Raw genomic sequence first — 17,154 nt, forward strand, 5'->3', positions numbered from 1 at the left:
GGCCTGATACTCGAGGACGAGTCCGCACCCGTACCGGAGTGTGAGGCGGTCCCGCAGGGGTGTCGCGGACGATGGTGACCGCTCGGCGTTCTCGTGCCGGGGGAGAGGGGTCACCGCGTGAGAAAAGTGGCGATCGCCGGGGTCGCGGCCCTGCTGTCGACGGTGCTGTGGCAGGTCGGCACCGGACTGCATCCGGTGCCGGGGGTGGCGTTTCTGGCGCCGCTGCCGGTATTGCTGGTCGCGCCGAGCCTTTCCGCGCCGTTCGCCTTCCTCTCGGGTGCGTGCGCGTGGCTGGGTGGCGCGCTGTGGCTGTGGCCGTATCTGACCGGGACGGTGGCGCAACCGGTGCCGGTGACGGCCGCTCTGCTCGGCGGTTCGGCGCTGTGGTTCGGTGCGCTGGTCGCCTTGATGTCGGTGTGCCTGCGGCGCGGTCGCGCCTGGTCGGCGGTCATCGTGGTCCCCGCCGGGTGGGTGGCGCTGGAATTCGTGTTGTCGCTGCTCGGCCCGTTCGGCGCGTGGTGGAGTATCGCCTACACCCAGGCCGAGGTGCCGCCGGTGGTGCAGACGGCGGCGGTGACCGGCGTCTGGGGACTGACCTTTCTCATCCTGCTCGCGCCTTCGGCGCTGGCGGTAGTGGCGAATGTGGGTCGGCCGCAGCGTATTCGGCTCACCGCGGTGAGCGGTGTGCTAGCGGTCGCCGTTGCCGGTTTCGGCGCGTGGCGGCTCGCTGCCGACCCCGGGGGCGAAACCGTGCGGGTGGGATTGGTGGCCGTATCCCAACCGCCCGCTTACGTTCCGATCGACTCTCCGGAGGGCCAGGATATGGTGGCCCGGGTGATCGCGGAGGTCGAGTCGCTCGCTGATCGAGGTGCCCGTGCGGTGGTGCTGCCCGAGAAGGCATGGCGCGCCGACGAATCCACCCTGTCGCGGCTGTCCGATCCACTGACCGAGGTGGCAGTGCGCCGCGAGATCCACATCATCGCGGGTCTGATCCTCACTCGCGCGGGCCGGAGCGTCAACGCCGCCATCGACTTTCCGTCCGGTGTGGTCTACGCCAAGCACCACCTCGTTCCGGGGCTCGAGGACGAATTGGCGGCGGGCGACGACTTCCGGCTCGTTCCCGGTGAACCCTGGGCGCTGGCGGTGTGTTTCGATCTGGACCGACCCCGACTGGTCCGGGAGAACCGTCGCCTCGGAGCCACGCTGTTGCTGGTTCCGGCCCTGGATTTCACCGACGATCACTGGCTGCACAGCCGCATGGCGGTTATCCGCGGCGTCGAGTCGGGTATGGGGGTCGCGCGCGCCGCGCAACTGGGTGAACTCGTCGCGAGCGATTCTCGCGGACGCGTGTTGGCTTCGGCGAGAACGGATATCACCACGACGGCATCCGTTCTCGCCGACATTCCGCTGACCGCCGAGCGCACCGTCTACGCGCGCTTCGGCGACTGGTTCGCCTGGGTGGCGGTGGGGTTCTTCGTGCTCGTGCTCGTCGGTCTCAGACCGCGCCGAAGGACGGAATCGACATGATCCCCAACCGGTATGCCGTCGCGGCTCGCAACATCGCGGTCGCCTTCAGGGTCGAGGACTCGCCGGGGCGTGGCCCGTTGCCGCCGCGAGCAGTGCGGCGAATCCGAACAAACCGCCCACAAGCATGGCCGACGCCACGCCGAGACGATCCGTCACCAGCCCGCCGAGCAGCGCGCCCGCCGCGATGGCCGCATTGAACACCGCGACGAACAAGGCCGATACGCTCTCCCGCGCCGTGGGATCCGCGGCCGCCAACCACAGCTGGGCGCTCACCGAGACGCCGCCGTACGCCAGTCCCCAGACGGCCACCAGCAGCACCGCGGCGGGCAACGCCGCACCCACCACCGGCAGCGACAGCACGGTGGCTCCGAGTGTCGCGGCGATGACCATCAGAGTACGGCGCGGGGACCTGGCCGCCAGCGCGCCCGCGGCGAAATTGCCCAGTACGCCGGTGATCCCGTAGACCAGCAGCAGCGTCGACACCAGGCTCGCGCCCGCGTGCGCCCGGCTCTCCAGCACCGGACGGATATAGGTGTAGGCCGCGAAATGTCCGGTCACCAGGAAGGCGATCACGACCAATCCGGTACGCACTCGCGGAATTCGCGCGCGACCCAGTGCGGTGCGCAGCGAAACCGCCTGTTCGGCGCGCAGATTCGGCAGGCAGACCAGCATGGCCGCACCGACCAGCAGCGCCAAGGCCGCGACCACCGCGAAGGCCGCCCGCCACCCCGCCACCGCGCCGATGAACGTCCCCGCCGGGACGCCCAGCACCGAGGCCACCGCGACACCGCTGAACACCAGCGCGGTGGCCGTACCCACCGAGCGGGGCGGCACCAGGCGCACGGCCAGCCCCGCCGCGATCGCCCAGACCCCGCCCATGCCGATGCCCACCAGCACGCGTGCCACGATCAGCGCGACCGGGCCCGGGGCCCACGCGGTGCCCAGATTGCCCAGCAGTACCACCGTCATGAGCACCGCCAGCATGGTGCGCCGATCGAACCGTCCGCCCCACGCGGTCAGCAGCGGCGCCGAGATGGCGGCGACCAGCCCGGTCACGGTCAGCGACAGTCCGGCGGTGCCGGTGCTGATGCGCAGCGCCTCGCTCATCGGCGTCAGCAGTCCCACCGGCAGCATCTCCGAGGTGACCACCGTGAAGGTGCCCCCGGCCAGTGCCGTCACCCCGGCCCACCGTCGGGGTCCTGCTGAATGCCGCTGGGGTACAGCCGTATTCGCGACTTCCTCGACATGTTCCATGGAGTCCAGCCAACTGCCCGCGACGGCCGGGAACAACGGCGGAGTCCTCATGGTTCCATGAGCCGGGCTAATGAACCGTCGGTGTGTGTCGGAGGACGTATGGGCAGCCTGGACATTCGTGAACTCGAGGCATTCCTGGCCCTGGCCGACGAATTGCACTTCGGCCGCGCCGGGGAGCGGCTCTACCTGTCGCAGAGCCGGGTGAGCCAACTGCTGCGTTCGCTCGAGCAGCGGGTCGGGGCCACCCTGGTGGAACGCACCAGCCGCCGGGTGCGGCTGACACCGCTGGGCGTCGCGTTCCTGGCCGAGCTGCGGCCCGCGTACACGGCCCTGCACACCGCCCTCGACACCGTCCGCGCCGCCGCCCGCGGCGTATCGGGTACGGTGCGCCTCGGCTTCCAGGGCGCGAGCAACGAGCATCTGACCAGCGCCATCGCGCTGTTCACCACTCGCTATCCGGACTGCGCCATCGAGCTCACCGAGATCGCGCTGTCGGACCCCTTCGGCGCGGTGCACCGGCACCAGGTCGATGCCGCGGTGGTCCTGCTTCCGGTGCGCGAGCCCGATATCGTGCTGGCGCGGGTGTTCTCCCCGCAGCCGGTGTCGGTGGCGGTGCCCAGCGGCCACCGCTTCGCCCGCCGCTCCCGCGTCACGGCCGAGGACCTGGCCGCAACCGCGTTGATCGGCGTGCGCGGCCCGGCCCCGGAGTACTGGCGTGCGGCACAGGCCCCGGCCACCACGCCGACCGGCCGTCCGATTCCCGCGGGGCCGACGGTCGGCACCCTCGAGGAGGGCTTGGCCCTGGTGGCGGCCGGGCGCGGCGCGCTGCTGCTGTGCGATCCCACGGCCGAGTACCACGGCCGCCGTCCCGTCCGCTTCGTCCCGGTCACCGGCCTGCCGCCGTCCCGGCTCGGCCTGATCTGGCACCGCGACCGCGAAACGGCACGCCTGCAAGCCTTCTCGCAGGCACTGGCCGCCACGGCCCCGGCGGACGACACTGCGAGTGCGGCCTCTGCGGTGGCGAGGTCGCGGACATGAGCTTGCCGGACCATCCCCGCCCACCGTCGATACGGCTTCCGATCCGACCGACCCTACCGCTTCAGCGACCGGGCTATCCTGTGACGAGCGCGATATCCGCTGTAGCGGTACGGCTTTGCGCCTACGGGTCCGGCCTGCGCCGGGGTGAGTTGACTCTCAACCCATGGAATCCGAAGGCGTGGCCAGGTTCTACTTCTCCTGTCGTCAAGGAGGATCCGACATGAGCCCGACCAGTCCACGCGCAATGAACGCCGCGAGTGCCGTCCCGAACAATAGAGCCTCGTATGTGGGTTTCGGACTCGCCTGGTTACTCGGGTACGGTGCGTACGCGCTGACCCACGGTGACGATCCCATGCTGGGGATACCTGCCGCCACCGGCCCGGTACTCCTGATCGCGGGAATGTCGACCGCCTCGATCATCACGGTGGTGGTCATGATCCGGGCGCAGCGTGGTGCTCGTGGCCGCGAAGCTGTCGTCGGCTACATGCTGGCCGCTTCGTGGCTGATCGGTTTCGTCGCGCTGTATCTTCTCATCACAGCCCTGAGTGCTGTGATGGACCCCGATCAGGTGCAAACACTGTTGTGGCCCAGCGGTTCCGGACTCGTCGTCGGGATGATCTATCTCGCTGGTGGAGTCGCCTACCACGACATGCCGCAGTTCACTCTCGGCGCGTGGCTCGCGGTGATTGCCTCGGCCGCACTCTTCTTCGAGGGGGCGAACCTGTACTGGGCACTCGCGGTGGCAGGAGGCGGCTATCTCGTCGCCGCGGCGCTGCGGCCGCGCGGCACCACGACGGCGACGGTCGGTGGGGAATCGACGCTCCGATACATCACGAAGTGAGGCGGGAGTCCTAGTCGCGCACGCGGTCGTAGACCACCGCCATGACACCCGATTCGCCGGTCTCCTGGAAGGTCAGCGCCCACTTCGACGACGGCAGTCCGTCCTCGAACAGCCGCTGCCCGCCCCCGGCGATCTCCGGGCAGATCACCAGGTACAGCCGGTCGAGCAGGTCCGCGGTGAGCAGCGGCTTGATCACGCTCGGGCTGGTGTTGACGAGAATGTCGCCGGTGCCTTCGGCCTTCAGTTCCGCGATTACGTCGGCGGTCGGGGCGTTCCGCACGCGGGTGCGTTCCCACGGCGCTTCGCCCAGCGTGCTGGAGAGGACGACCTTGTCGGTGTCGACCAGCCATTTGGCGTAGCCGCGGTCGCGCGGATCGGCGTTCTCGGCGGCGGCGACCGAGGGCCAATAGCCCAGGAAGCCCTCGGCGCTGCCCCGTCCGAGCACCGCCGTGGTGGCGTTCTCGCACATGCGCGACATCTGGTCGCGGGAGACGTCGGTGCCCGCGTAGGGGACGATCGCGCTCAGATCGCCGGGGCCGCCGGGGCCGTTGTAGCGTCCGTCGAGGGTCAGGCTGATGTTGGCGGTGACGGTGCGAGTGCTCATGGCTGTACTTCCTGCGTGGGTTGAGTGGCGATGGTGTCGGCGAGCCTGCCGAGCACCTGGTTCCAGCCGGTTTCGATCCCGGCTACGTAGGGGGCGGCTGCGACGGCCGTATCGGTGAGGGTGAGGTGGAGCCGCAGGCGGGTGCCGTCCGCGACCTCGGTCAGCGTCAGGTCGTAGTGGCCGGTGAAGGAGACGGCTCCGCTCGCGTCCAGGACGGACAGGTCGAAGACGAGGTGCTCGGGCGCGGTCGCGGCCTCGACCCGGCCCGCGGAGCGGTAGTGCGTGCCCTCGGCATCGCGGTAGTCGAGGACGACGCGGCCGCCCGGCTCCGCGTCGAGCACGCATGCGGCGACGCGCAAGGACGGCGGCGACCACCAGGAGCCGAGCAGCGCCGCGTCGGTCCAGTACCGCCAGACCAGGTCGCGGGGCGCGGCCAGGGTGCGTTCGAAGCGGAAGTCGCGCCCGTCGGCCCACCGATCCCGCTGCGCGGCACGGGTTTCCGTATCGATCGCGGCGCGGTAGTGCGCCAGTGCGTCGCGTTCGTCGGCATGCGCCGCCGCGGTATCGGCCAGTTCCCGCAGCCGCTGTGCCAGGTCGTGCAGCGGCGATGTCTCCAGCGCGTAGACGCGCCGCTGCCCGAGCGGGAACACCGTGACGAGACCCGCCCGGGCGAGGGTTTGCAGGTGTTTGGTGGTCTGCGGCTGCCGCAGACCGGTCAGCTGAGCCAGCTCACCGACGGATCGCGGCCGCTCGGCCAGGAGTTCGACCATGCGCCAGCGGGCCGCGTCCCCGAGTACCGATGCGATCCGATCCATGCCCTGAAGTATTCACTGGAGAGAATATTCTTGTCAAGGAATATCTTTTTCCTCGGGGTTCGTCAGGGCGTGTGCCGACGCAGCTCCCGGGCGATGAGCGAGTCCACGAGATCGTTCATTTCCTCGACCAGTGCGGAAGCGCCGCCGCCGTGAGCGAGATTGCGCAGCTCCAGCGGATCGGTCACGCGGTCGTAGAGCTCGTACTCGAATTCGCCGCGCGGGCCGTCGATCCGCTCGGGGGTGGAGTAGCGGGCGAAGCTGTAGCGCGGCGTCACCGTGCCGCGCAGGCAGTACCTGCTGCCGGGTGGTTGTCCGCCACTGGATTTCGCGTCCGAGGTGAGCAGCAGTGCCTCGCGCACGGTACCGGACGGATCGGCCAGCAGCGGGGACAGATCGTGGCCGGGTCCCGTTGCCGCGCCGCCGATTCCGGCCAGCGCCGCCAGCGTCGGCACCAGATCGACATGGGAGGACAGCGCCTGCGTGGTGCTGCCGTGCGTGGCGGAACGACGCGGATCGGCGATGACCAGTGGTACGCGGTTGTTCTCGCGGTAGATCATCGCGCCCTTCTGGCGCAGCCCGTGTGCGCCGCCGAGCTCGCCGTGGTCGGCCACCCGCACCACCACGGTGTCGGCCGCGGACCCGGCCCCGTCCAGGGCGTCGAGCACCCGTCCGGTCAATTCGTCGGTGCGGCGCAGCAATTCGAGGTACCAGTTACCCCATCGCCGCCACTGCAGCCGGGCGGCGGGGGAGTCCACCTCGGTCGGCATCACCCCGCCCACCACGTCGTTGAGTGTGCGCCAGGTGCTCTGTACGCGCGGTTTGGTGGAGAGGTCGGATTCGAAATTGGGCGGCACCTCCGCGCCGTGGTCCGGCACGTCCTCGAGGCGGTAGAAGCGCGGGCAGAACATCATGTCGTGCGGATTCACCATGCTCACCACGCACAGCCAGGGCGTGCTGTCGCCGCCGTGCCGGTGCAGCCAGTCGGTGGCGTGCGCGACGACCACCGGATCCTCGTGCAGGCCCGCGTTCGGGCCGCCACCGTCCAGGATGTCGATGGCCTCGTCGAAACCGTACGCGGCCAAGGCCGTCGGCTCCGGTCCCACGGAGCCGGAGAGATGCCATTTGCCGATGTACGCGGTGTGGTAGCCGGCATCTCGGAGTAGGGTGCCGAGGGTGGGGATGGCGGTGTCGAGATCGGGATTCCAGGTCTGCACCGCGCCGAGCACGGCACCCAGCAGATCCTCGCTACCCTGCACATTGTCTTTGACGCCGCTCGCCGGGGCGTGCAGTCCGGTGAAGACGGCCGAGCGCGCGGGCGAGCACGGAGCGGTGGGGGTGTGGTGCATGGCGAATCGCACGCCCCGGGCTGTCAGCCGGTCGCTGGCGGGCAGCGTGAACCCCTGGGGTAGAACCACATCCGCTCGTTCCTGGTCGGTCATGACCACCAGGATGTTGGGCCGGTCCGGCGGTGCCGCCTGCGCCGCGGGTGCGAGCGCGCCCCGCAGTATCGGCACCGCGGCAGGGGCGGCGGCCAGCATGGCGAGCATGCGGCGGCGATCCAGCCGGTTGGTGGTCACGGACGGTTCGGAGCTGTGTGCGGACATGGCGCATTCCTTGCTTGAATAGCCACTGCTACTCGAATAGCGTTCACTATGTGAATGACGACGCCAACGTAGCACGGAAGCGCCTGAGCCGCGCGGACGCCAAGGCCCGCACCCGAGAACTACTGCTCGACGCGGCGGAACAGGTGTTCGCGCGCAAGGGTTTCGCGGGAGCGTCCGTGGAGGAGATCGCCGAGACGGCGGGCTATTCGATCGGCGCGGTCTATTCGAACTTCGGCAGCAAGGACAAACTCTTCACCGAACTGCTCTCCAGCCGCGCCGGGGGCCGCGTCCAGCAGGCCGCGCACCTGCTCGCCGACGGCGACGATACGAATCCGCTTGCCGCCCTGGGGAAGCTGCTGGTCGACGTGGCCGACAAGGACCGCGACTGGGCCCCCTTGCAGGCCGAGTTCTGGCTCTACGCCATCCGCAATCCGGATGCCATGGACGCCCTCGCCGCCCGGCTGCGCCGCCCGCTCGACGGGCTGACCGCCCTGCTGACCGGCGAACTCGGCGCGCGCGGCCTCCAGGACGCGGTACCCGCCGATATGCTCGCCACCATTGTCTTCGCCCTGTTCCGCGGGTTGGTGCAACAGCGGCGGCTGGACCCCGCCTCGGTATCCGACGAGACCTTCACCCAGGCGCTGCGCTGGCTGCTCGCCGGTATCGAAACGACTCGCGACCGATAGCATCCGCGCTCGACAGCACGCGCGCTCGACAGCACGCGCGACCGACAGCACCTGTGTTCGATTCGGCTCGCCCGACCGATTCAGCCGGACTGACCGCGGAACCAGGGATCGTTGGAGTTGAGCGCGGTGAGCAGCAGCCGGATGGCGGCCACCCGGCGCTCCGTGCCGGGCAGTTGATCCAGGGCGCATTCCGGATCGGCGGGCGGGCCGAGGTGGGTGCAGCCGCGCGGGCAGTCCTCGATGGCCTCGGAGAGATCCGAGAACGCCTTGATCACATCGTCGGGCGTGATGTGGGCCAGGCCGAAGGAGCGCACACCCGGGGTGTCGACGACCCAGCCCCCGTCGGGCAGCGGTAGCGCCACCGACTGGGTGGAGGTGTGGCGGCCCTTGCCCACCCCGGACACCTCGCCCGTGGCCCGATCCGCGTCGGGGACAAGGCGATTCACCAGCGTGGACTTCCCCACGCCGGAATGGCCGATGAAGGCGGTGAGCTTGTCGTGCAGCAGCTCCCGCACCGGTTCGACCGGATCCTCGATGCCGCCGTAGACGATGGCGAGATCCAGATCCCGGAAGGCCGAGGCGAATTCGGATTCGGCCACCAGATCGTGTTTGGTGAGGCACAGAATCGGTTGCAGCCCACCGACAAACGCGGCCACCATGGCGCGTTCCACGAATCCGGTGCGGGGCGGCGGATCGGCCAGTGCCACCACGATGAACAGCTGTTCGGCATTGGCCACCACGACGCGCTCGAACGGATCGGTGTCGTCGGCGGTGCGGCGCAGCACCGTCGAGCGGTCGGCCACCCGCACGATGCGTGCCAGGGTGTCCGGTTTGCCGGAGAGATCGCCGACCACCTCCACCTGATCGCCGACCACGATCGGGGTGCGCCCGAGTTCGCGGGCGCGCATGGCCACGATGGGTCGGTCCGGATCGCCGTCCAGGACACAGCCCCACCGGCCGCGGTCGACCGAGACGACCATGGCCGGTGCGGCGTCCAGATGCCGGGGCCGCGTCTTGGTGCGGGGACGGGAACCCCTGCCCGGGCGCACCCGGACATCGGATTCGTCGTACTCGCGCCGCCTCAGCGGACCACTCCCGAATCGGCCAGCATGCCCTCCCAGAGGGGCACGAAGTTCGGCAGGGTCTTGGCGGTGGTGCCGATGTCCTCGATCTCGATGCCGGGCACCGCCAGGCCGAGAATCGCTCCGGCCGTGGCCATCCGGTGATCGGCATAGGAATGCCAGATGCCGCCGGAGAGCGGGGTCGGATCGATGATCAGGCCGTCCTCGGTCTCGGTGACCTTGCCGCCGAGCCGGTTGATCTCGGTCGACAGCGCCGCGAGCCGGTCGGTCTCGTGGCCGCGCAGATGCGCGATGCCGCGCAGCCGCGACGACGAATCCGCCAGCGCGGCCAGCGCCGCCACCGTCGGGGTCAGCTCGCCTACATCGTGCAGGTCGATATCGATGCCCGCCAGCCGATCCGGGCCGCGCACGATCAGGGTGCTGTCGTAGAAGCGGGCCTCCGCCCCCATCCGCACCAGAATCTCGCGGATCACGTCACCCGGCTGGGTGGTGAGCCGCGGCCAGTGCGGAATGCTCACCTCGCCGCCGGTCACCGCGGCCGCCGCCAGGAACGGGGTGGCATTGGACAGATCCGGCTCCACCTCCCAGTCCACCGCGCGAATCGGTCCGGGCCACACCGTCCAGGTCTGCGGTCGGCGCGGATCCTCGGGCGCGTCCACCCGCACATCGGCCTGCCGCAGCATCTGCACCGTCATCTCGATATGCGGCATGGACGGCAGCGGCGCACCCTGGTGGTTCACCGTGATGCCCTGCTCGAACCGCGCCGCCGACAGCAGCAGCCCCGAGACGAACTGCGAGGAACCCGACGCGTCGATGGTGACCGGGCCGCCGCGCAGCGCCCCGGTGCCGTGCACCACGAAAGGCAGTGCGCTGCCGTCGATATCGACACCCAGCGTGCGCAGCGCGTCCAGGATCGTCCCCAGCGGCCGGACCCGGGCCTGCTCGTCCCCGTCGAAGGCCACGTCGCCGCGCGCCAGCGCCGCCACCGGCGGCAGGAACCGCATGATCGTCCCCGCCAGTCCGCAGTCCACCGTCGCGGCGCCGAGCTCGGCGGCGGGCGTCACCGCCAGCGTGTCGGCATCCCCTTCGACCGCCACGCCCAGGGCCCGCAGCGCGTCGATCATGAGGTTGGTGTCCCGGCTGCGCAGCGCGCCGGTGATGGTGGACGGCCGATCCGCCAGCGCGGCGAGGATCAGGGCGCGATTGGTGATGGATTTCGATCCGGGCAGGGTCACGGTCGCGTGTACGGGGACATCGACATGGGGCGCGGGCCAGAAAGTCACCCACCAATACTCTCACTACCGCCACCGTCCGACTCTCCGAGTACTCGGCACGCGGCGTACTCGGCACGCGGCGGAGAGCTTCTCCGCCTCTCCGCGTATTCGGCGCACGACGGAGCGTCGTCGGCGGTTGTGGACGCGGACCGGGGGTTGGGGTGGTGGTTCGACTCCGGGCGCACCCGGTGCGTTGCCCCGAACGTTGCGAGACCAGTTGTCGCGGGGAGTGATGGGGCGGTCGCCGTCCTGCGGATACCCGGCGAGTCCGGTCCCGCACGGGGACCGGACTCGGTTGTCGGTGCCGGGCTCTACTTGTGGCGGCCGTGGAGGAAGGGGACCAGCTTGCGGAGGAGCTTCATGGTGCGGTCGGTGCGACTGTAGGAGAGCAGGGCCATGCCGGGAATCGTGAAGCGCTGCACCGCGATGGAGTGCGGGCGGGTGAATTCCAGCATGCCGGGCGCGCCGTGGATGCGGCCGATGCCCGAATCGCCGACGCCGCCGAAGGGCAGGGCGGCGATGGCGGCGAAGCCGAGCACCGAGTTCACCGAGGTGCAGCCCACGGAGAGGCGGCGGGCGATCTCGAGGCCCTGCTTCTTTGAGTAGACCGCCGAGCCCAGGCCGTACTTGTTGTTGTTGGCGAGCTTGATGGCCTCGTCGACGCCGTTGACCGTCTTGATGGTGACGGTCGGGCCGAAGGTCTCCTCGCACACGGCGTCGGAGGATTCGTCGGCGTCCACGATGACGACCGGGGCGATGTAGGGACCCTGCACCGACTCCGGCCCGCCGAGCACGGCCTTGCCGCCGTTCTTCAGCGCGTCCTCGATATGGCGGCGCACGATGTCGACCTGCGCCGGCATGGTCATCGGCCCGTAGGACGCCTTGTCGTCGGAGCCGGGCTTGATATCGGTGAGAATGCGCTTCACCTCGGCGACGAACTCGTCGGCGACGGACTTGTCCACGTACACGCGCTCGACACCGGCGCAGGTCTGGCCGCTGTTGGCGGTCGCGCCCCAGGCCACCGCGTCGGCGGCGGCCTTGATGTCGGCGTCGGCGGCCACGATCACCGCGTCCTTGCCGCCGCACTCCAGCAGCACCGGGGTCAGCGTTTCGGCCGCCGCGGCCATGATCTTCTTGCCGGTGGCGGTGGAACCGGTGAAGGCGATCTTGTCGACTCCGGCCCGCACCAGGGCCGCACCCGTCGCGCCGAAGCCGTTGACCGTGGTGAAAACACCGTCCGGCAGTTCCGGATTGGCCTCGGCGAAGGCGGCGGCGAAGAAATTGCCGATGCCGGTGGAGAACTCACTCGGCTTGAACACCACCGCGTTTCCGGCCGCCAGCGCGTACGCGATGGAGCCGTTCGGGGTGTAGACCGGGTAGTTCCACGGGCCGATGACACCGATCACGCCGAGCGGGCGCTGTTCCAGATGCGCGGCGAAGTTCGCCATCAGCGCGCCGGGGGAGACCTTCTTGGCCTTGAGCACCTTCTCGGCGTTCTTGGCCGCCCAGGAGATGTGCTCCAGCGCCAGCATGAGTTCGAGGAAGGCGTCGTCGCGCGGCTTGCCGTTCTCGGCGTGGATGAGCTCGCACAACGCATCGGACTTCTCGACCAGCTTGCTGGTCCAGCGCAGCAGGTGCTTCTTGCGCTCGTCGTAGGAGAGCGCGCCCCAGGTGGCGGCGGCGGTACGGGCCTTGGCGACCGCAGCCCGCACGGCGTCCTCATCGTCGATCCGGTACGTGGCCAGCGTTTCGCCGGTGGCCGGGTTGACGGATGTCAGTGATTCGTCCCGCTCGGTGACGGCGGTTTCGGTGGTAGACATGTGCGGCGATCCCTTGGTGAGAATGTGATGGGGAGAACGTCTCACACCCGCCAACTGAAGTCAATTGCCATCAGTTTGGAATTTGCCTCCGCCCCGCTCCGGCGTGTTCGCGGCCCTGCAAGCTCGGGTCTTCCCTCCCTCCGCTCGGTCCAGAACCGAGCCGGGCCGCGAACCGGGCGGTTGTCGGTGTCCGATGGCAGCATGGTCCACATGTGCGGTAGGTACGCGACTACGACGAATCCGGCGTCGCTGGCCGTCGAGCTCGACGCCATCGACGAAACCGACGACACCGGGACCCCCAACTACAACGTGGCCCCCACGAATCAGGTGGTCACGGTGGTGGAGCGGCACGACCGCGAGCATCCGGAGGAAGCCGCCCGGCTACGCGTCCGGATGATGCGCTGGGGCCTGATCCCGCCGTGGACCAAGGCCGCCGAGCCGGGCGTGCCCGCCAAGGGCAAGCCGCTGTTCAACGCCCGTGCCGACAAGGCCGCCACCACCGCCTCGTTCCGCGACGCGGTGAAGAAGCGCCGCTGCCTGGTGCCCATGGACGGCTGGTACGAGTGGGTCACCGACGTGGACGAGCAGGGCAAGGCCGTGAAGCGGCCCTTCTTCATGTCGCGTGCCGACGGTGAGCGGCTCTACATGGCGGGCCTGTGGTCGGTCTGGCGCGACCGCGAGGTGCGGGATTCCGAACCACTGCTCTCCTGCACCATCCTGACCACCGACGCGGTCGGCGACCTCACCGAGATCCACGACCGCATGCCGCTGCCCATGCCGCGCGAGCACTGGGACGCCTGGCTGGACCCGGACCATCCGGCCCCCGCGGAACTCCTGGAAACGCCTGCCCCGCAAGACATCGCGGACATTATCGCGCGCCCGGTGCCGATGCTGGTGAACAGTGTCAAGAACAACGGCCCGGAACTGCTGGGCAAGGTCGGCGAACAGGCAGGCCAGATCAGCCTGATGTAACCGAGCGTGTAACAAGAGTGCCCGCCGCTGTTCACGACTGGCACGGGGTGTTCGCGGCCCGGCTCGATTCTGGACCGAGTGGAGCGGGGGAGCGAAGCGGAGGCAAATCAGACACAGCTCAGACTTTGCACTTGACCGAGTCCAGCGCGAAGGAGATGCCGCATTTGGCCACGCCCGCGATGGTGTCGATGACCTTGGTGGCCAAGCCGCCGCCCAGGTTCTCGGCCTTCTCGATGTTCTTGTCCTTCTTCGGCTCCCCGGACGGGCCGGGATCGCTGCCGAGCGGGTAGTTCGGATTCGCCGGGGCGGTCAGCACCAGCCCGGGCGCCGCATGCGCGGTGGCGGCGGTCGCCAATCCGGGACCCACGATGAGGACCGCCGCGCCACAGACGGCGATCCCGACGGTGCGTACACGCTGACGGGGGGACATACCGCATCACATCCTCGGGTCGAACGACTGTTGTCGGTGAACTGCGGAACTGCGAGCGCGTCCTCAAGTAACGCACACATCCGGCGCGAACCCGAGGATCCGCGCCGGACGCGTCGTATTACGCCCCGGACTCGGCTGACACCATGGACCCGGCTGACACCATGGACTCGGCCACGACTAGGCGATGGTCTTCGCCGCCGCCGCGACCTCCGCCTCGGCCCGTTCGTCCTCGGTGCGCGCCTGGATGCCGCCCGCCGTGCGCAGCGGCACCTCCTTCCAGAACGCCACCAGCAGCAGCGCGATCACCGACACCCCGGCGGCCACCAGGAACACGGTGTCCATGGCGTCGGCGAATCCGGCCTTGAACGGTGCGGCCAGGGTCGGATCCAGCTGCTGGATGATCGAGCTGTCCTGCATGACCTCACCCGCCGCCGAGTGATCCTGCCGGGCCAGCCCGGTGGCCAGCGCCCGGTCGGCCGGATTGTCGCTGCGCGCACCGGCCATCACCGCGGCCTGGAATTCCGGCCGCGCCGACGCCGCCCGCAGCTCATCGGAGATGTTCGGGGTGAGTTGCGAGAACAGAATGGACAGGAAGACCGCCACGCCGAGCGTGCCGCCGATCTGCCGGAAGAAGGTCGCCGCCGCGGTGGAGACGCCCATATCCTTCGGCGGCAGCGCGTTCTGCAGGGCCAGCATCAGCGGCTGCATGAGATTGCCGAGGCCCAGACCGGTGATGGCCATGAAGACCATGACCACCCACAGCTCGGTATCGGCCGAGACGAGGTGCAGCAGGAACATGCCCAGCGTCAGCAGCACCGCGCCGATGGGCGGGAACCAGCGGTAGCGCCCGGTGCGCGAGATGAGCTGGCCGGAGATGATCGAGGCCGTCATCATGCCGAGCACCAAGGGCAGCATCTGCATGCCCGCCAGCGTCGGACTCGAGCCCTGCACCACCTGGAGGTACTGCGGCAGCAGGGTGATGCCGCCGAACATGGCCATGCCGACCACGAACGAGATCACCACACCCAATGCGAAGGTGGAGTTCTTGAAGGTGCGCAGCGGAATCAGCGCGGCATCGCCCTGCCGGGCCTCCACCGCGATGAAGCCCAGGATGCCGAGTGCGCCGATGAGGTAGCAGGCCAGGGAACCCCCGCTGCTCCAACCCCATTCGCGGCCCTGCTCGGCCACCACCAGCAGCGGCACGATGCCGATGGCGAGCATGAGCACGCCGAACCAGTCGACCGGCACCTTGGACCGTTCCACCTTGGGCAGTCGCAGCACCCGCGACACCACGGCCAGCGCCACCAGGCCGATCGGCACGTTCACCAGGAACACCCAGCGCCAGCCGGTGATGCCGAAGATCTCGTTCTGTCCGGAGATCAGGCCGCCCAGCACCGGCCCCACCACGCTGGAGGTGCCGAAGACGGCCAGGAAGTAGCCCTGGTAGCGGGCGCGTTCCCGGGGGCTGACGATATCGCCGAGGATGGTGAGCGCCAGCGACATCAGCCCGCCCGCACCCAGGCCCTGGAATGCCCGCGCCGCCGCGAGCTGGTACATCGACTGGGCGAGGGTGCACATGAGCGAGCCCGCGATGAACAGGGTGATGGCGGCCAGGTAGAAGGGCTTGCGCCCGTACATGTCCGAGAGCTTGCCGTAGAGCGGGGTGGCCAGCGTGGCGGTGATCAGGTAGGCGGTGGTCACCCACGCCTGGAGCGAATACCCCTGCAGGTCATCGGCGATGGTGCGGATGGAGGTGGAGACGATGGTCTGGTCCAGCGCACCCAGCAGCATGCCGAGCATGAGTCCGCTGACGATGGTGAGGATCTGTCTGTGGGTGAAACCCGCGGAGTTCGGTGTATCGGTGGTGGCTGTCACGGATGTCTCTCTGCCGCTTGGGAGTTCGGATAAAGGCTGGTGAGCAGGGCGCTGCGGGTGGTCTCGTAGTCGTCCACGAAGCGCCGCAGCAGGGCGGCGAAGGTCTCGCGGTCGGCGCTGGTCCAGTCGGCCAGCATGAGCCGCAGCGACTGGTTGCGCCGGGCGCGGATCTCGGCCGCGGCCGCGTGTCCGGCGTCGGTGACCGACAGCACGCTGACGCGTCCGTCGGTGGGGTCGGCGCGGCGTTCCAGGAAGCCGCGCTTGACCAGGTTGGCGACCTGTCGGCTGACGGTGGAGGCGTCGGAGTAGAGCGTTTCGGCCAGCGCGCCCGAGCGCATCGGCCCCGCACAGATCAGCTGGAACAGGATGGCGAAGGCGGCCGGTTCGACCTCGCCGTCGCTGGCCGCGGCGATCTGGGCGTTGGTGCGGTCGCGCAGGCGGTGCAGGCGGATGAGCTGCCGGGCGACATCGTCGATGAGCGCCTCGGGGATATCGGCTGACGGCGCGTGGACGCCGGGAGCCGGGGATGCGGACATGTTTCGGCACACCTCCTTTGCTTGGGCTGTACAACTATTTGTATCAGACAACTAGTTGTAGAAAACAAATATGCGCGAAGATCCATGCCCACCCGGCGCGGGCGGTTCGACGGGGAAGGGTCAGCCCGCGGTGACGGACGCGGTGACCGCTCCCGTCAGGCGCACCAGATCCTCCGGTGCGACCTCGATCTCCAGCCCGCGCTTACCGGCGCTGCACAGCACCCGATCCCATATCAGCGCCGACTTGTCGAGCACGGTCGGCAGCCGCTTCTTCTGCCCCAGCGGCGAGATGCCGCCCAGTACATAGCCGGTGGTGCGCTCGGCCTTGGCCTTGTCGGCCATGGTGGCCTTACCGCCGCCCAGCGCCGCGGCCACCGCCTTCAGCGACAGCGTGTTCGGCACGGGCAGCACCGCCACCGCCAGACCCGCGCCCACCTCGATCACCAGGGTCTTGAAGATCTGCTCGGCGCGCACGCCCAACTCCTCGGCCAACGCCGCCACCGCCTCCGCGCCGTAGGAATCGCTGCGCGGATCGTGGTGGTAGGAGTGCACCCGGTGCTCGACCTGCGCCTGCACCAGGGCGCGGATCGCGGGAGTGGAAGCGGCGGCCATAGCCGGTCAGCCTAGAACGCCGCGCCCCGGCGGCGACACCGGTTTTCCGCACCCGGGAACACGGCGACCACCCGGCATGTTGCACGCCATGCGCGACCGATACCACGCGGTCGGCGGAGTGTGCGAAGGAGATGCCCAGGTGACCGTTCTGGTGGACACCCGCCCGCGGACGGCGCAGGCCCGC

Annotated in this window: 16 protein-coding genes; 5 read left to right on the forward strand and 11 right to left on the reverse strand. The window is 69.4% G+C overall.

Going from position 1 to position 17,154, the window contains the following annotated elements:
* The first annotated feature begins 117 nt into the window (after positions 1 to 117).
* The gene (locus QJS31_RS03625; protein ID WP_282783065.1) at positions 118 to 1,527 is read left to right on the forward strand and encodes a hypothetical protein; all 1,410 of its coding nucleotides are present in this window, start codon (positions 118 to 120) and stop codon (positions 1,525 to 1,527) included.
* A 45-nt stretch (positions 1,528 to 1,572) separates the two neighbouring features.
* On the opposite strand, the gene QJS31_RS03630 is transcribed toward QJS31_RS03625, so the two are convergent.
* A complete protein-coding gene (locus QJS31_RS03630; RefSeq protein ID WP_306355924.1) occupies positions 1,573 to 2,832 on the reverse strand; it encodes an MFS transporter in 1,260 nt (419 codons plus the stop codon).
* Between the two features lie 48 nt (positions 2,833 to 2,880).
* Between QJS31_RS03630 and QJS31_RS03635 the strand changes: the two genes are divergently transcribed.
* Positions 2,881 to 3,819 carry a LysR family transcriptional regulator gene (locus tag QJS31_RS03635; protein WP_282781004.1) on the forward strand — a complete coding sequence of 313 codons (939 nt, stop codon included), beginning with the start codon at positions 2,881 to 2,883 and terminating at the stop codon, positions 3,817 to 3,819.
* A 400-nt stretch (positions 3,820 to 4,219) separates the two neighbouring features.
* Positions 4,220 to 4,660, forward strand: coding sequence for a hypothetical protein (locus QJS31_RS03640; RefSeq protein WP_306355925.1), 441 nt, complete (start codon positions 4,220 to 4,222; stop codon positions 4,658 to 4,660).
* A 10-nt stretch (positions 4,661 to 4,670) separates the two neighbouring features.
* On the opposite strand, the gene QJS31_RS03645 is transcribed toward QJS31_RS03640, so the two are convergent.
* The 3 genes from QJS31_RS03645 to QJS31_RS03655 form a co-directional block, all read right to left on the reverse strand.
* Positions 4,671 to 5,264, reverse strand: coding sequence for a dihydrofolate reductase family protein (locus tag QJS31_RS03645; RefSeq protein WP_282781000.1), 594 nt, complete (start codon positions 5,262 to 5,264; stop codon positions 4,671 to 4,673).
* A complete protein-coding gene (locus QJS31_RS03650) occupies positions 5,261 to 6,079 on the reverse strand; it encodes a metalloregulator ArsR/SmtB family transcription factor (protein ID WP_282780998.1) in 819 nt (272 codons plus the stop codon). Before QJS31_RS03650 ends, QJS31_RS03645 begins: the two co-directional genes overlap by 4 nt.
* Positions 6,080 to 6,141: 62 nt before the next feature.
* Complete coding sequence (locus QJS31_RS03655) at positions 6,142 to 7,683, reverse strand: sulfatase-like hydrolase/transferase (RefSeq protein WP_282780996.1); 1,542 nt, start codon at positions 7,681 to 7,683, stop codon at positions 6,142 to 6,144.
* Positions 7,684 to 7,733: 50 nt separating this feature from the next.
* On the opposite strand from QJS31_RS03655, the gene QJS31_RS03660 reads away from it, so the two are divergent.
* Positions 7,734 to 8,369: a TetR/AcrR family transcriptional regulator gene (locus QJS31_RS03660; protein ID WP_282780994.1), complete on the forward strand. Its 636-nt coding sequence runs from the start codon at positions 7,734 to 7,736 to the stop codon at positions 8,367 to 8,369.
* Between the two features lie 80 nt (positions 8,370 to 8,449).
* On the opposite strand, the gene rsgA is transcribed toward QJS31_RS03660, so the two are convergent.
* The 3 genes from rsgA to QJS31_RS03675 all read right to left on the reverse strand — a co-directional run bounded on the left by rsgA (position 8,450) and on the right by QJS31_RS03675 (position 12,545).
* Complete coding sequence (rsgA, locus tag QJS31_RS03665) at positions 8,450 to 9,454, reverse strand: ribosome small subunit-dependent GTPase A (protein WP_282781013.1); 1,005 nt, start codon at positions 9,452 to 9,454, stop codon at positions 8,450 to 8,452.
* On the reverse strand, positions 9,451 to 10,734 hold the full coding sequence (aroA, locus tag QJS31_RS03670; protein WP_282780992.1) for a 3-phosphoshikimate 1-carboxyvinyltransferase: 1,284 nt from the start codon (positions 10,732 to 10,734) through the stop codon (positions 9,451 to 9,453). Before aroA ends, rsgA begins: the two co-directional genes overlap by 4 nt.
* 302 nt (positions 10,735 to 11,036) lie before the next feature.
* The gene (locus QJS31_RS03675) at positions 11,037 to 12,545 is read right to left on the reverse strand and encodes an aldehyde dehydrogenase family protein (RefSeq protein ID WP_282780989.1); all 1,509 of its coding nucleotides are present in this window, start codon (positions 12,543 to 12,545) and stop codon (positions 11,037 to 11,039) included.
* Between the two features lie 210 nt (positions 12,546 to 12,755).
* On the opposite strand from QJS31_RS03675, the gene QJS31_RS03680 reads away from it, so the two are divergent.
* Complete coding sequence (locus QJS31_RS03680) at positions 12,756 to 13,517, forward strand: SOS response-associated peptidase (protein WP_282780987.1); 762 nt, start codon at positions 12,756 to 12,758, stop codon at positions 13,515 to 13,517.
* A 118-nt stretch (positions 13,518 to 13,635) separates the two neighbouring features.
* Here QJS31_RS03680 and QJS31_RS03685 read toward each other — a convergent pair whose 3' ends face one another.
* From QJS31_RS03685 to ybaK, 4 genes are all read right to left on the reverse strand, one after another.
* On the reverse strand, positions 13,636 to 13,947 hold the full coding sequence (locus QJS31_RS03685) for a hypothetical protein (RefSeq protein ID WP_282780985.1): 312 nt from the start codon (positions 13,945 to 13,947) through the stop codon (positions 13,636 to 13,638).
* A 177-nt stretch (positions 13,948 to 14,124) separates the two neighbouring features.
* Complete coding sequence (locus QJS31_RS03690) at positions 14,125 to 15,822, reverse strand: MDR family MFS transporter (protein WP_306355926.1); 1,698 nt, start codon at positions 15,820 to 15,822, stop codon at positions 14,125 to 14,127.
* Complete coding sequence (locus QJS31_RS03695) at positions 15,819 to 16,358, reverse strand: MarR family winged helix-turn-helix transcriptional regulator (protein ID WP_282780981.1); 540 nt, start codon at positions 16,356 to 16,358, stop codon at positions 15,819 to 15,821. Before QJS31_RS03695 ends, QJS31_RS03690 begins: the two co-directional genes overlap by 4 nt.
* A 120-nt stretch (positions 16,359 to 16,478) precedes the next feature.
* Positions 16,479 to 16,970 (reverse strand): Cys-tRNA(Pro) deacylase, encoded by a 492-nt coding sequence (ybaK, locus tag QJS31_RS03700; RefSeq protein WP_282780979.1) that lies wholly within the window; start codon positions 16,968 to 16,970, stop codon positions 16,479 to 16,481.
* Positions 16,971 to 17,154 lie beyond the last annotated feature (184 nt).

Origin of the sequence: Nocardia sp. CC213A (assembly GCF_030766805.1) — a bacterium.
GTDB classification, from domain to species: domain Bacteria; phylum Actinomycetota; class Actinomycetes; order Mycobacteriales; family Mycobacteriaceae; genus Nocardia; species Nocardia otitidiscaviarum.